This window comes from Vibrio sp. Makdt (genome assembly GCF_027587015.1).
Lineage (GTDB): Bacteria > Pseudomonadota > Gammaproteobacteria > Enterobacterales > Vibrionaceae > Vibrio > Vibrio chagasii_B.
In genome coordinates this window covers 16,149-31,401 of record NZ_JAPPTH010000023.1, presented here as the reverse complement: position 1 = coordinate 31,401, position 15,253 = coordinate 16,149, and the positions used below count along the sequence as shown (strand labels likewise).

Sequence of the window (15,253 nt, the reverse complement as noted above, 5' to 3'; positions counted from 1 at the left end):
CTTACTAAAGAAAAAGGCCAACATTCGCTGGCCTTTATAGGTTATTTACCGATACAGAAAGAAGAGAAGATGCGACCTAAAAGATCGTCTGAACTGAATTCACCTGTAATCTCGTTGAGGTGCTGTTGAGTGATACGAAGCTCTTCCGCTAAGATCTCTCCAGCCATGTAGCCTTCAAGTTGTTGCTGGCCAATATCCAAGTGCTCAGATGCGCGTTCTAGGGCGTCTAAGTGGCGACGACGCGCCATAAAGCCACCTTCATGACCACCAGCAAAGCCCATACACTCTTTTAGATGGCTGCGCAGTGCATCCACACCTTGGCCTGTTTTCGCTGATAGGCGGATTAGAGTTGGATCGTTCACATGGCAAATACCCAGCTCTTCATTGGTTTGATCCGCTTTGTTGCGAATCACCGTCATACCGATGTTATTTGGTAAACGATCAACGAAATCAGGCCAGATATCTTTCGGGTCAGTAGCATCGGTCGTGGTGCCATCCACCATAAATAGAACTCGGTCTGCTTGAGCTATTTCTTCCCAGGCACGTTCAATACCGATTTTTTCGACTTCATCGGAAGCATCACGCAGGCCCGCGGTATCAATAATGTGCAGTGGCATACCATCAATATGGATGTGTTCACGTAGTACATCACGCGTGGTGCCAGCAATATCAGTCACGATCGCCGATTCTTTGCCTGACAGGGCGTTCAGTAGGCTAGATTTACCGGCATTTGGGCGACCAGCAATCACCACTTTCATGCCTTCACGCATGATGGCACCCTGATTGGCTTCTTGGCGTACCGCCTCTAGGTTATCGATGATAGCCTGTAAGTCAGCACTTACTTTACCGTCAGCCAGAAAGTCGATTTCTTCTTCAGGGAAGTCTATCGCCGCTTCAACATAGATGCGCAGGTGAATCAGCGAATCCACTAGGGTGTTAATACGTTTTGAGAACTCACCCTGAAGAGATTGCAGTGCCGATTTAGCCGCTTCCTCTGAGCTTGCATCAATCAAGTCAGCAATCGCTTCGGCTTGGGTTAAGTCCATCTTGTCGTTCAAGAATGCACGCTCTGAGAACTCACCAGGACGAGCTGCACGCACGCCTGAGATGCCTAGGATGCGCTTGATGAGCATGTCCATAACCACTGGGCCGCCATGACCTTGCAGCTCTAGAACGTCTTCGCCGGTAAAAGAGTGCGGGTTAGGGAAGTAGAGCGCGATACCTTGGTCGAGCTCGATGCCATCGGCAGATTTAAAAGGTAAGTACTCAGCGTAGCGAGGCTTAAGTGTTTTTCCCGTTACTTCTAGGGCAACCTGAGTCGCTAATGGACCGGAAACGCGGATAATACCGACGCCACCACGGCCGGGCGCGGTCGCTTGAGCAACAATCGTATCTGTAGTCATAGTTGTGCCTGCTAGCATGTGAACGCCAAAAAGGGCATTCACGATTAATCAATTAGCTGAATTGTAATCAGCTAAAAACAAAAAGGCGACCTTTTGGTCGCCTTTCTTTAGCTCTTTCTGTTATCGAACTTACTTAGAATGTAAGCCTTTCTTTTCCAGCGCACGGTAGATAAGCGTTTGCTGAATCAGAGTTACGATGTTCGATACTAGCCAGTAAAGAACCAGACCTGAAGGGAAGAACAGGAAGAAGAATGTGAACATAACCGGCATAAAGGTCATGATCTTCTGCTGCATTGGATCCGTTACAGTCGTCGGGCTCATCTTCTGGATTAGGAACATTGAAGCACCCATCAGAAGTGGCAAGATGTAGTATGGGTCTTGCGCTGAAAGGTCAGTAATCCAACCGAAGAACGGTGAGTGACGCAGTTCAACAGACTCCATTAGTGCCCAGTATAGCGAAATGAAGATAGGCATTTGCAGAAGGATAGGTAAACAGCCACCTAGTGGGTTTACTTTCTCTTTCTTGTAAAGCTCCATCATTTCTTGGCTCATGCGTTGACGGTCGTCGCCAATACGCTCACGCATTGCTGTCAGCTTAGGCTGAAGCATACGCATTTTCGCCATAGACGTGTACTGAGCTTTCGTTAGTGGGTACATAGCACCACGAACGATGAAAGTTAGGATGATAATTGCTACACCCCAGTTCGATACGAAGCCTTGAATGAACGAAAGCAGAGTATGAAGTGGTTTAGCAATGAACCATAGCCAGCCGTAATCTACTACCAAGTCTAGGTTTGGTGCAGTTGCTGCCATTTGGTCTTGAAGTTTAGGACCAACCCAAAGCGTTGCTTTAAAGCTTGCTTCGTCACCGTTAGCGATAGTTTTGTTCGGCATACGAACACCGATGTCGCCTAGGTTACCAATTACACGAGTGTAAAGGTTGCTGCCTGCTTCGTCGCGTGGAATCCAAGCACTTGCAAAGTAGTGTTGAATCATCGCTGCCCAACCTTGACCGTTTGCTAGGTTAAGAGACAGGTTGCGATCTTGCATATCGTCGAAGCTGTATTTCTTGTAACGCGTATCTTCCGTAGAGTAAGCACCACCACGGTAAGTTGGCATTGTTAGGCTACCGCCGTCATCCATAACGTTTTGACGTAGGTGAGCGTACATACCGAATGTCGCATTGTTACCAGAGTTGTTGACTACATCGTATTCAACGTCAATCGCGTAGCTGCCGCGCTTAAGGATGAATGTTTTAGTGTAATCTAGGCCGTTCGCTTGGTAAGTCATTGGGATGCGTAGTTCATCCTGACCGTCAGCCAGCGTAAAGCTGTCTGCTGAAACCGTGTAGCTAGGGCGGTTAGTGCTGCTAAGGTCGATACCTTGAGGACCAACTAGACCGCTTTGCGCGATAAATTGGTGACCTGGTTCATTCTTAAGAAGAACAAAGCTCTCTTCAGAATCAAACTCAGCTGAGTAATCATTTAGGTTTGCTGTCACAACATCACCACCAACCGTATCAATTGACAGAGTCAGTACATCAGTGGTTACTGTGATAGTTTTTGCAGAAGAAGCAACTTGACCAGGAGCCGGGTCTAGATCATCTGCATAAGATGGCGCTGGTAGGGTGCTGCCAGATTGTGCCTGCTCAACCGCTTGTGGTGCTGGGTTCTTAGCTACGTTCCATTGTTGGAAAAGTAGGAAAGAAACCAAAGCCAATGCGATTAACAGGATATTACGTTGAGAATCCATCGTTATTTATCTCTGTCTTGTTTTTGGACTGGTGGAACGGGGTCAAAGCCCCCTTCGTTCAAAGGATGGCATTTTAATAGACGTTTGCCTGATAACCAACACCCTTTTACAAAACCGTGAGCTTTCAACGCTTCTATCGCATATAAAGAGCAGGTTGGAGTAAATCGGCAGCGTGGGCCGATGAGTGGACTAATAAACCATCTATAAAAATAGATGGGTATTAGCGCTATCCACGCGAAGGGCGAGACAGGCGAAGCCATAATTTGTCGAGTAGCTTGAACATTTCTTCATTGCTTAAATCTTGCGCGCTCTTCTTAGCGATTACAACAAAATCTTTGTTAGGAAGTTTGTGTTGAGTGTTACGAAAGCTTTCACGAGTAAGACGCTTGAATCGGTTACGACCAACTGCGGTTTTAATCTGCTTTTTCGGAACGGCTAATCCAAGGCGAGGATTTGAAAGAGAGTTATTTCGAGCAATGATGGTGAAATGAGGAGAGCCAGCTCGATGAGCTTGCTTGAAGACATTTTGATAATGTTCGGGAGTTAACAAGCGTAACTCCCGACCGAAGGCTAGCTTATTCAAAATAATCAAAGATTACTTAGAAAGACGCTTACGGCCTTTTGCACGACGTGCATTGATTGTTGCGCGACCGTTCTTAGTAGCCATGCGAGCACGGAAACCGTGAGTACGCTTACGCTTTAGAACTGTAGGTTGAAAAGTGCGTTTCATTTGTAATTACCTTACTGATCAGTAGTTTTAGGTTTTTGTTAAACCCGGCGTGGGCATTTTTTCTCTTCTTTATATAAGAAAGGAAAACCGACGCCTCTCAACAAAGAGGCGGAATTGTAATCACTGTCACAAAAAGTGTCAATGATTGGGTTAACTAAAATTCCGGTCGGGGGATTATACGTAGATTAACTAAAATCACAAGGATCCTTAGTCGATCCCAACCTTATTTAAGAATTTTTTTAATTTAGGATCCTGTGGATTACCAAAAATATCCTGTGGAGATCCCTGTTCGACAATATGACCGTCAGCCATGAAGATCACTCGGTCTGCGACCTCTCTAGCGAACTGCATTTCATGGGTAACCACCAGCATGGTTTGATGCTGATTTGCTAACTTTTTCATTAAGTTAAGCACTTCGCCCACCCACTCAGGATCAAGTGCTGAGGTCGGCTCATCAAACAACAAGAGCTCAGGTTGGAGTGCCATTGCACGGCCAATCCCAACACGTTGCTGTTGACCACCAGAGAGCGCCGCTGGGTAGCTATCGGCTTTGTCACCTAAACCAATATCATCGAGTATTTGTTGTGCTTTTTCATGAGCTTGCTGTTTCTTCCAGCCACGAACGGTAATTAAACCTTCGGCAATATTCTGTCTCGCGGTTTGGTGAGCGAATAGGGCATAGTTCTGGAACACAAAACCGGTCTTACGACGCAGCGCAAGCACCTCTGCTTTGGTGTGTTTCTGAGCATCGACATTAATATCATCAATCGAAATCGTGCCCTGATCGGCTTGCTCTAGAAAGTTCACACAACGCAGTAAGGTAGATTTACCAGTACCACTTGAACCTATGATGACAATGATCTCACCTTGTTTGATTTCTAGGTCGATCCCTTTAAGAACTTCGGTGTCACCAAAGTGCTTGTGGATATTTTGTAATTTGATCATCGTACGTACGCCTTATTCAGTTTCACTTCGGCCCAGATTTGAATACGAGTGAGGATAACCACCACGCCCCAGTAGATCAGCGCTACTGCCAAGAAAGCCTCGAAGAAACGGAAGCTTGAAGACGCCTCCATCTGAGCCTTAGCCATAATCTCAGCCACACCTAGCGTGAAGGCGAGTGAGGTTGATTTGATCATATCGATGAAGTAATTCATCAGAGAAGGCAGAGCAACGCGGGTCGCTTGCGGCAAGATCACTCGACGCATCGCTTGGCTAGTCGTCATACCCACCGAAAGGCTCGCTTCCATCTGGCTGCGATCAATACCGATAATCGCGGCGCGAATACTCTCTGCCATGTAAGCGGCAAAGTGCAGGGTTAAACCAATGACGGCAGCGCTGAATGCATCTAAGCCAACCATCCACGGGAATACCTGAGGTAAGCCGTAATAAAGGAGGAATAGCTGAACCAGCAGTGGGGTGCCACGGAAAAAGCTAATATAAAGCTGGCTGAGTTGGTCAAGCACTGGGATTTTGAACACACGAATGTTTGCCAGTATCACAGACAGGATCAGAGCAAAGAACAAGCCCCAAATCGCCATTTCCATGGTGGTGCCGAGATACTTTAACAGTATCGGCAGCAGCTCTAGCATGTAGTTAAAATCAAATCCCATAATCTATCTCGTATTTTTATTGGAAGTGTCGTTATATCAAGCATTTTAATCAGTGATACAAAAGCAAAAAGCCCACCGCCGTGTAAGCAGTGGGCCTCGTATGGAGAGAGTGAGTGATTACTTCTGAGTAATGTCCGCACCAAACCATTTCTGAGAGATACTTTCTAGCGTACCATCTGCGCGCATTGCTGCTAATGCTTCGTTTACTTCTGCTTGCAGTTTCTTACCGTTATCGTTGTCTACGAAAGGCCAAGCATTTTCAATGGTTTCGAATGGCTGACCTGCTAGTTGTAATGGTAGACCAGTCTTCTTGATAAGCTCTAGTGCAGATAGGCGATCCATAACGAATGCATCGGCACGGCCAAGAGCGACATCGTGTTCAATACCTGTGTCGTAGGTTTTCACGTTGATCTTGCCATCTTTATCGTAGCTGCGTAGCAGTTGTTCGAAGTTTGAGCCTAGGTTTACCGCAACAGTCTTACCTTCAAGGTCTTCGATACCTTTAATGCTGTCATTACCCTTACGAACGGTAATTTGTGCGCCGTCTACTACGTATGGGTCTGCGAATAGGTATTTCGCTTTACGTGCATCCGTCATTGTAATTTGGTTAGAAATGGTATCGATTCGACCCGTTTCAAGAAGACCAAACAGACCAGAGAAGTTCGCTGTCACGTACTCAACCTTGTAGTCGTTACGTTTACCGATCTCATCCCATAAATCCACTTCAAAACCTTGTAGTTGGTCTTGCTTAACGAAAGTAAATGGGAAGTAGCGACCAGACATGCCGACTTTAACTTCAGTCGCAGCTTGAACAGTAGCAGCAGAGAGTGCGATAGCCGCAATTGCAGCCTTAATCCAGTTATTCATTTGGTAACTCCTTATATTTATGGGATTGGATGTTACTGGGAAAATGCTCGATAGAATAAATAACCAGATGTTATTAACCATAACTAGATCGCATTCTCATTTTGGGGATAACTAGCAAGGATCCGGGCATAAGTGGATCGTTGTGTGAGTAAATTAGGGGCAAGATGTGCGGATCCACCCATTAATTATAAATTTATTGTGAATAACTTGGATCTTATTCACTGGATCTGTGATCAATTGCTGGTGATCTGACTTATCAACAGGTAAAATTAGCAGTCATTTCATATTACTTAAATAGAGTGGGGGCACCGTGTCATCTTCGCTTTGGTTGCAGTGTTTGCAACAGCTTCAAGAAGAGTTACCAGCTACAGAATTCAGTATGTGGGTTCGTCCGTTACAAGCGGAGCTCAATGACAATACTCTAACTCTATTTGCACCGAACCGTTTCGTACTCGATTGGGTTCGTGATAAGTACTTAAATAGCATTAACCGTCTGCTGCAAGAATATTGCGGCAACGATATCCCGCATCTGCATTTTGAAGTAGGCAGCAAACGTGTATCGGCACCTAAGCCGGCAGCACCTGCATCTGCTCCAGCGCCAACTCGTACTGCTGCGGATGTAGCGGCAGAGTCTTCGGCGCCTGCACAGCTGCAAGCTCGTAAGCCAGTTCACAACACATGGCGCGATGAAGAGCCAGTGGATGTGGATATCAACCACCGTTCAAACGTCAACCCTAAACACAAGTTCAATAACTTCGTTGAGGGTAAGTCGAACCAACTTGGTTTGGCAGCAGCACGTCAGGTGGCGGATAACCCAGGCGCGGCATACAACCCACTATTTCTATACGGTGGCACCGGCCTAGGTAAAACTCACTTGTTGCACGCGGTGGGTAATGCCATTGTTGATGGTAAGCCGAATGCAAAAGTGGTGTACATGCACTCTGAGCGTTTTGTTCAGGATATGGTTAAAGCGCTACAAAATAACGCGATCGAAGAATTCAAACGCTACTACCGTAGTGTTGATGCATTGCTTATCGATGACATCCAATTCTTCGCTAATAAAGAGCGTTCTCAAGAAGAGTTCTTCCATACCTTTAATGCGCTGCTTGAAGGCAACCAACAGATCATCTTAACGTCTGACCGTTATCCAAAAGAGATCAACGGCGTAGAAGATCGTCTTAAATCTCGTTTCGGTTGGGGTTTGACGGTTGCGATCGAGCCACCAGAGCTTGAGACGCGTGTTGCGATCTTAATGAAGAAAGCAGAAGACCATCAAATTCATCTTGCGGATGAGGTGGCATTCTTTATTGCTAAGCGTCTGCGTTCTAACGTTCGTGAGCTAGAAGGCGCACTGAACCGTGTAATCGCGAATGCGAACTTCACTGGCCGCCCGATCACGATCGATTTCGTACGCGAAGCGCTACGTGATCTACTGGCTCTGCAAGAGAAGCTGGTTACTATCGATAATATTCAGAAGACCGTTGCTGAGTACTACAAAATCAAAGTGGCTGATCTGCTGTCTAAGCGTCGTTCTCGTTCTGTTGCTCGCCCACGTCAACTGGCGATGGCACTAGCAAAAGAGCTGACTAACCACAGCTTGCCTGAGATCGGTGATGCATTTGGTGGCCGTGACCACACCACGGTACTGCACGCTTGCCGTAAGATTGCTCAGCTGCGTGAAGAGAGCCACGACATTAAAGAAGATTATTCGAACTTGATTCGTACCCTTTCTTCTTAATACACAGTATTCTTAACCTTAATAAGCAGAATCTTGGTCACGTACATATGCTGCGTGCCATTTAGACCGTAAGAGCAAGATATGAAATTTACCATTGAACGTAGTCATCTGATTAAGCCATTACAACAAGTGTCTGGCGCGCTAGGTGGCAGGCCAACGCTTCCAATTCTAGGAAACCTACTGATTAAGGTAGAAGATAACGTGTTGTCGATGACAGCAACGGATCTAGAAGTTGAACTGATCAGCCGTGTAACGCTTGAAGGTGATTTCGAAGCGGGCAGCATCACAGTTCCTTCTCGTAAATTCTTAGATATCTGCCGCGGTTTACCTGATAGCTCAGTGATCACTGTGGTATTGGATGGTGACCGTGTTCAAGTACGCTCTGGTCGTAGCCGTTTCTCATTGGCAACCTTACCTGCGGCCGATTTCCCTAATATTGAAGACTGGAGCAGTGAAGTTGAAGTGTCTGTGACACAGGCTGAACTGCGTAGTCTTATCGAAAAAACTCAATTCTCAATGGCGAACCAAGACGTTCGTTACTACCTCAACGGTATGTTGTTTGAGATTGAAGGCTCTACATTACGCAGTGTGGCGACCGATGGTCACCGTATGGCGGTATCTCAAGCGCAGCTTGGTGCGGATTTCGCACAGAAGCAGATCATTGTGCCTCGTAAAGGCGTGCAAGAGCTGGTGAAGCTATTGGATGCGCCTGAACAACCGGTAACACTGCAGATTGGTAACTCAAACGTGCGTGCTGAAGTGAACAACTATGTCTTCACTTCGAAGCTGGTTGATGGTCGTTTCCCAGATTATCGCCGCGTAATGCCGCAAAACACCACCAAAACGCTAGAAGCGGGTTGTGATGAACTGCGTTCAGCGTTCTCTCGAGCTGCGATTCTCTCGAATGAAAAATTCCGTGGTGTTCGCGTTAACCTTGCAGATAGCGAGATGCGCATTACTGCTAACAACCCAGAGCAAGAAGAAGCCGAAGAGATGCTGGACGTGACCTTTGAGGGTGATGCACTAGAGATCGGCTTTAACGTAAGCTATGTACTTGATGTTCTCAATACACTGCGCTGTGAGCAAGTTCGTATCTCAATGTCAGACGCGAACGCGAGTGCCTTGATTGAAAATGCACAAGATGACAGCGCAATGTACGTTGTTATGCCAATCCGTCTGTAGAGTTGGTGCCATCGTTAATGATTAATGTGATGACGCTATGCCACTCTCTCGTCTAATCGTTAAGCAGTTTAGAAATATTGAAGCCTGTGACATTCAACCGTCATCAGGCTTTAACTTTCTTATAGGGCCTAACGGAAGCGGTAAAACCAGTGTTCTTGAAGCGGTATATCTGCTCGGCCACGGTCGCTCATTTAAGAGTTCCCTAACGGGACGTATCATACAAAATGAGTGTAGCGAACTGTTTGTGCACGGCCGTTTTATGACCTCGGATCAATTTGAGCTGCCAATTGGCATTAATAAGCAGCGCGATGGCACAACAGAGGTTAAAATAAGCGGTCAAACTGGGCAAAAACTCGCGCAGTTAGCGCAAGTCTTACCTTTGCAGTTGATTCACCCTGAAGGGTTTGATTTACTGACAGATGGACCTAAGCATCGCCGCGCATTCATTGATTGGGGAGTCTTCCACAGTGAGTCGGGTTTCTACGATGCATGGGGCAGGGTTAAGCGCCTCAATAAGCAGCGAAACGCCTTATTGAAAACGGCAACCCACTACCGAGAGCTGAGCTACTGGGACCAAGAACTGGCCCGTTTAGCGGAAAGCATCAGTGAGTGGCGTGCCACCTACGTTAATCAGCTTAAAGAAGTCGCCGAAGAGATCTGCGCGACCTTCCTACCTGAGTTTGAGATAAAGATTAACTACTATCGCGGCTGGGACAAAGACACCCCATACGCCGAGATATTAGAGAAGAATTTTGAAAGGGATCAGCAGCTTGGTTACACCTTTAGTGGGCCAAACAAAGCGGATCTGAAGATAAAAGTGAACGGCACTCCAGTGGAAGATGTCTTGTCACGAGGTCAATTGAAGTTGATGGTGTGTGCGTTGCGAGTAGCACAAGGGCAACACCTCACTCAAATGACAGGTAAGCAGTGCATCTATTTAATAGATGACTTCGCTTCCGAATTAGATAGCCAACGCCGCGCACGTCTTGCTGAGTGTTTAAAGGCGACCGAGGCTCAAGTTTTTGTAAGCTCTATTACCGCTGATCAGATTGCAGATATGCATGATGAAAATAGCAGGATGTTTCATGTGGAACATGGCAAAATAGAGCAAGGATAATTAGTCAGAGAGTAACTATGTCAGATAATTACGATTCATCGAGTATTAAGGTACTGAAGGGTCTGGATGCGGTTCGTAAGCGTCCTGGAATGTACATTGGCGACACGGATGATGGTACCGGTCTGCACCACATGGTCTTCGAGGTAGTAGATAACTCTATTGATGAAGCGCTTGCTGGTCACTGTAATGACATCATTGTTACTATCCATGAAGACAATTCAGTATCGGTACGCGATGACGGCCGTGGTATTCCAACTGAAATTCACCCAGAAGAGAACGTGTCTGCTGCTGAAGTAATCATGACGGTTCTTCACGCTGGTGGTAAGTTCGATGATAACTCATACAAGGTATCAGGTGGCTTGCACGGTGTAGGTGTTTCAGTAGTAAACGCACTGTCTAAGCAGGTTACTCTTACTATCCACCGCGGTGGTAAAATCCATACTCAAACGTACCACCATGGTGAGCCTCAAGCGCCACTAGCTGTGATTGGTGATACGGACCAAACGGGTACAGAAATCCGTTTCTGGCCAAGTGAAGAGACATTCTCAAATGTACTTTTCCACTACGATATTCTAGCTAAACGTCTACGTGAACTGTCGTTCCTAAACTCAGGCGTTTCTATCAAGCTAATTGATGAGCGTGAAGAAGATAAATCGGATCACTTCATGTTTGAAGGTGGTATTCAGGCGTTCGTTGATCACCTAAACACCAACAAAACACCGATCATCCAAAAAATCTTCCACTTCGACCACGAACGTGAAGACGGCATTACTGTTGAAGTAGCAATGCAATGGAACGATGGTTACCAAGAGAACATCTACTGTTTCACAAACAACATTCCTCAACGTGATGGTGGTACTCACCTTGCTGGTTTCCGTGCTGCGCTGACGCGTACTCTGAACAGCTTCATGGATAAGGAAGGCTTCTCTAAGAAAGCGAAGACAGCAACATCAGGTGATGATGCTCGTGAAGGCCTAACTGCGGTTATCTCGGTAAAAGTGCCAGATCCTAAGTTCTCTAGCCAAACTAAAGACAAGCTGGTTTCTTCTGAAGTGAAATCTGCCGTTGAACAAGCGATGGGTGAAAAACTGTCTGAGTTCCTTATCGAGAACCCAACAGAAGCGAAAACCGTTTGTACTAAAATTATCGATGCAGCACGAGCTCGTGATGCAGCGCGTAAAGCACGTGAAATGACGCGTCGTAAAGGTGCTTTAGACCTAGCTGGCCTACCAGGCAAGCTTGCAGACTGTCAGGAAAAAGACCCTGCACTGTCTGAACTATACATAGTGGAGGGTGACTCGGCAGGCGGCTCCGCAAAACAAGGCCGTAACCGTAAGAACCAAGCGATTCTTCCACTTAAAGGTAAGATCCTAAACGTAGAGAAAGCACGTTTCGACAAGATGCTTTCTTCACAAGAAGTTGCAACGCTAATCACAGCACTTGGTTGTGGTATCGGCCGCGACGAATACAACCCAGATAAGCTGCGTTACCACAACATCATCATCATGACCGATGCCGATGTCGATGGTTCGCACATTCGCACGCTACTGTTGACCTTCTTCTACCGTCAAATGCCAGAGCTTATTGAGCGTGGCTACATCTACATCGCTCAGCCACCGCTTTACAAAGTGAAGAAAGGTAAGCAAGAGCAGTACATCAAAGATGAAGATGCAATGAACCAGTACCAAGTGGCATTGGCTCTAGACAACGCAGCGCTACACGTAAACCCTGATGCACCAGCATTGGCAGGTGAAGCGCTAGAGAAGCTAGTTCAGCAATACAACTCTGGTATCAAGCTGGTGGAGCGTATGAGCCGCCGTTACCCACATGCTCTAATGCATGAAATGATCTACATGCCTCGTCTAACTGCAGAGCAGTGTCACGATGAGTCAGCAGTAGAAGCATGGGGCAAGCAGCTAGTAGAACAACTGAACGCGAAAGAGGTTGGTGCAAGCCAGTACTCTCTAGAAGTTGAGAAGCATGAAGAGCTAGGTCTAAGCCTACCTAAGATTGTGGTTCGTACTCACGGTGTGACACACGAACACGCGCTAAGCGTTGATCTGTTTAACTCGAAAGAGTACGGCAAGCTAGCAAGCCTATCAGAAGCGTTAGATGGCCTGATTGAAGAGGGTGCTTACATCAAACGTGGTGAGCGTACTCAAGCAGTATCAAGCTTCGTTGAAGCGCTGAACTGGTTGATTAAAGAGTCTCGTCGTGGTCTAAGCCTACAACGATACAAAGGTCTAGGTGAGATGAACCCAGATCAGCTTTGGGAAACCACAATGGACCCAGAGACACGTCGTATGATGCAAGTAACGATCGAAGATGCAGTCGGCGCAGACCAGCTGTTCACCACGCTAATGGGTGACCAAGTTGAGCCTCGTCGTAACTTCATCGAAGAGAACGCATTGAAGGTTGCTAACTTGGATGTGTAGATTGTCCTAAAAAATAATCTAAAGATTTTAAAGAGACTGTCAGAAATGGCGGTCTTTTTTATTGCCGATATTTTAATTATCTTTCAATAAGTTGGCTCGTCATCCTCAAGAGGGAGGAACGACCGAGTTGGGGATCTCTAGAAGCGCGTAGAAAAATTTTTAGCTCGATCCCTTGAAACTATTTTGCTCAATCCATATATCTATTTGTGAAGAGGATGACTGTCTTGCTCATAAGAGAAGAAACAGAACCTTCATTACCGCTGACGAAGTATCGCTCAACAGAGGATAACTTTAGCAGCACACAACTTAAAAATTGATTCACTGTCATGTCCCAGTGTTGTCGCCAGCAGAGGTGAAACCCGAGGAATGCGAATTGAATCTCTTAGCTGTTTACTTGGTCTCATACACAGGTTCGATCTAAGTAAAACTCGCAGCTAAGACTATTGCTTACTAAAAGGATAGCATTATGAGAACTGTAGATTTCACTCCACTTTACCGCAACGCAATCGGCTTCGATCGTCTATTCAACATGATGGAAGCGAACACATCGAAGAATACTTCTGGCGGTTACCCTCCATACAACATCGAGCAAAAAGACGAGAACAACTACCGTATCACTATGGCTGTTGCGGGTTTTGCTGATGACCAATTAGATCTGACTCAGAAAGAGAACATGCTAATTGTTAAAGGTGAGCGTAAACCTGAAGCAGAAAAAACCTATGTGTATCAAGGTATCGCAGAGCGTGATTTTGAGCGTAAATTCCAACTTGCAGATTACGTAAAAGTAGTAGGAGCAAGCATGGAAAATGGTCTTCTTCACATCGACCTAGAACGCGAAATCCCAGAAGCGATGCAACCACGTAAGATTGCTATCAATGGTAATAGCCTACTAGAAGGTTAATTGCTATTAGCTCCTTAGAGCTAAAAACTATCGGGAAGTAAAAGTGAAAGAGCACCTGTACCTTGAAGAAGGTCGGTGCTCTTTTTGTATTTGGTCTACGGTAAGCTAAAAGCTCTGATTACTGTTCTGCGTAAGCCTTTTTCACTTCTTCAGCAATAATCGCAATGCCTTTTTGCATTGCTTCATCGTCTTGTACGTAGTTCATACGTAGGCACTGATGAGCATGATCCCACTCATCTTCTTGGCCGATAAAGAAGTATTCACCCGGAACAATCAGCACGCCGCGAGCTTTTAATCTGTCGTACAGTTCCATGGTAGTGATTGGCAGTTCATCAAACCATAGCCACAGGAAGATAGCGCCTTCAGGTTTGTGAATACGGAAACGTGGGTCATCAATCGCTTGTTGCAGTAGTTCGACAGCGCGCAAAGACTTCTCTTTATAGAAAGGTTTAATCACTTCGCTGCTTAAACGCAATAGATCACCTTTTTCAATCATGTGATTGGCAATCGCTGGCCCAACACTGCTTGGCGCTAAGCTTATGATGCCATTCATGTTGGTTAGTGCTTGAGTGACTTCTTCGCTCGCAATCACGATACCGCAGCGCACTCCTGGCAAACCAAGCTTAGAAAGGCTCATGCACAGAATCGTGTTTTCATTCCAGAATGGTTCGACATCTTCAAAGATGATGTTTGGGAATGGTAGGCCGTAAGCGTTGTCGATCAGCAGTGGGATGTTGTTCTCACGCGCGAGTTTATCCAGCTTACGTACTTCTTCGTCGGTCAGTACGTTACCTGTCGGGTTGGTTGGGCGAGACGCACAGATAGCCGCGACTGAGTCATCAACCTTAAGTTGTTCAAAATCGACGTGGTATTTGAACTGGCGGTTTTCTAGCAGTTCGATCTCTGGGTGGTAAGAGATAAAGATATCGTCATCAATTCCCGCATCGCCGTAGCCGATGTATTCCGGCGCGATCGGCAGTAGGATTTTCTTATGTGAGCCATCTGGCTGTTGGCCTGCTAGCAGGTTGAACAGGTAAAAGAAGCCACTTTGACTGCCATTAGTTAGGCTGATGTTCTTTTCGCTGATGTCCCAGCCATAGGTCTCTTTTAGCATTGCAGCGAGAGACTTAATAAAGCTGTCTTTGCCCTGCGGGCCATCGTAGTTGGCGAGGGCGGCGATGAGTTCTCCACTGGCGAGCATGTCGGCACTGGCTTGGTTAAAGTAATCGAGCATGGCTGGGATAGCGGCTGGGTTGCCACCACCAAGCATGATTGCGCCAGGAGTGCGCAGGCCATCATTCAAATCATCCATTAAACGAGTGATTCCAGAGTAACGATTAAACTTTTCACCAAACTTAGAGAACTGCATTACTTATTTTACCTAATTCATTGTGATTGCTTGTTATGTGTCATTAAGGCAGACCTTATGTCTGCCATCAGTGTAATCCTTGAACATACCGCAATGTTTTTGCGACGCATAGCGCCAAATGCTCTAACACGTAAAAAACTTCTATA

The 15,253-nt window shown here is 46.2% G+C and carries 14 protein-coding genes; 5 read left to right on the top strand and 9 right to left on the bottom strand.

The genetic code is table 11. The features are described 5' to 3' along the window. Positions 1 to 41 precede the first annotated feature (41 nt). From mnmE to OH460_RS21680, 8 genes are all read right to left on the bottom strand, one after another. Positions 42 to 1,403, bottom strand: coding sequence for a tRNA uridine-5-carboxymethylaminomethyl(34) synthesis GTPase MnmE (gene mnmE, locus OH460_RS21715; RefSeq protein WP_061033980.1), 1,362 nt, complete (start codon positions 1,401 to 1,403; stop codon positions 42 to 44). Positions 1,404 to 1,532: 129 nt separating this feature from the next. Further along, positions 1,533 to 3,155 (bottom strand): membrane protein insertase YidC, encoded by a 1,623-nt coding sequence (yidC, locus tag OH460_RS21710; protein WP_061033950.1) that lies wholly within the window; start codon positions 3,153 to 3,155, stop codon positions 1,533 to 1,535. 2 nt (positions 3,156 to 3,157) lie between these two features. Then, a complete protein-coding gene (gene yidD, locus OH460_RS21705) occupies positions 3,158 to 3,415 on the bottom strand; it encodes a membrane protein insertion efficiency factor YidD (protein WP_004735802.1) in 258 nt (85 codons plus the stop codon). Next, a complete protein-coding gene (gene rnpA, locus OH460_RS21700; RefSeq protein ID WP_017055478.1) occupies positions 3,382 to 3,705 on the bottom strand; it encodes a ribonuclease P protein component in 324 nt (107 codons plus the stop codon). The genes yidD and rnpA overlap by 34 nt, the downstream gene beginning before the upstream one ends. Before the next feature lie 45 nt (positions 3,706 to 3,750). Next, on the bottom strand, positions 3,751 to 3,885 hold the full coding sequence (gene rpmH / locus OH460_RS21695; protein WP_004735800.1) for a 50S ribosomal protein L34: 135 nt from the start codon (positions 3,883 to 3,885) through the stop codon (positions 3,751 to 3,753). A 207-nt stretch (positions 3,886 to 4,092) separates the two neighbouring features. Further along, positions 4,093 to 4,830 (bottom strand): amino acid ABC transporter ATP-binding protein, encoded by a 738-nt coding sequence (locus OH460_RS21690; protein ID WP_269999509.1) that lies wholly within the window; start codon positions 4,828 to 4,830, stop codon positions 4,093 to 4,095. Then, complete coding sequence (locus OH460_RS21685; RefSeq protein WP_004739268.1) at positions 4,827 to 5,498, bottom strand: amino acid ABC transporter permease; 672 nt, start codon at positions 5,496 to 5,498, stop codon at positions 4,827 to 4,829. The genes OH460_RS21690 and OH460_RS21685 overlap by 4 nt, the downstream gene beginning before the upstream one ends. Positions 5,499 to 5,615: 117 nt before the next feature. After that, positions 5,616 to 6,365 (bottom strand): amino acid ABC transporter substrate-binding protein, encoded by a 750-nt coding sequence (locus OH460_RS21680; RefSeq protein WP_060983463.1) that lies wholly within the window; start codon positions 6,363 to 6,365, stop codon positions 5,616 to 5,618. 310 nt (positions 6,366 to 6,675) lie between these two features. Between OH460_RS21680 and dnaA the strand changes: the two genes are divergently transcribed. From dnaA to OH460_RS21655, 5 genes are all read left to right on the top strand, one after another. Further along, complete coding sequence (gene dnaA, locus OH460_RS21675) at positions 6,676 to 8,103, top strand: chromosomal replication initiator protein DnaA (protein WP_004739264.1); 1,428 nt, start codon at positions 6,676 to 6,678, stop codon at positions 8,101 to 8,103. An 81-nt stretch (positions 8,104 to 8,184) separates the two neighbouring features. Further along, entirely contained in the window at positions 8,185 to 9,285 is a 1,101-nt protein-coding gene (gene dnaN, locus OH460_RS21670) for a DNA polymerase III subunit beta (protein WP_269999508.1), read from the top strand. A gap of 37 nt (positions 9,286 to 9,322) precedes the next feature. Beyond that, positions 9,323 to 10,402 carry a DNA replication/repair protein RecF gene (gene recF / locus OH460_RS21665; RefSeq protein ID WP_004739261.1) on the top strand — a complete coding sequence of 360 codons (1,080 nt, stop codon included), beginning with the start codon at positions 9,323 to 9,325 and terminating at the stop codon, positions 10,400 to 10,402. A 17-nt stretch (positions 10,403 to 10,419) separates the two neighbouring features. Continuing rightward, positions 10,420 to 12,837 (top strand): DNA topoisomerase (ATP-hydrolyzing) subunit B, encoded by a 2,418-nt coding sequence (gene gyrB / locus OH460_RS21660; RefSeq protein WP_269999507.1) that lies wholly within the window; start codon positions 10,420 to 10,422, stop codon positions 12,835 to 12,837. Between the two features lie 466 nt (positions 12,838 to 13,303). Then, positions 13,304 to 13,738 (top strand): Hsp20 family protein, encoded by a 435-nt coding sequence (locus OH460_RS21655; RefSeq protein ID WP_004739258.1) that lies wholly within the window; start codon positions 13,304 to 13,306, stop codon positions 13,736 to 13,738. Positions 13,739 to 13,856: 118 nt separating this feature from the next. On the opposite strand, the gene OH460_RS21650 is transcribed toward OH460_RS21655, so the two are convergent. After that, the gene (locus OH460_RS21650) at positions 13,857 to 15,107 is read right to left on the bottom strand and encodes a valine--pyruvate transaminase (RefSeq protein ID WP_269999506.1); all 1,251 of its coding nucleotides are present in this window, start codon (positions 15,105 to 15,107) and stop codon (positions 13,857 to 13,859) included. Positions 15,108 to 15,253: the final 146 nt, after the last annotated feature.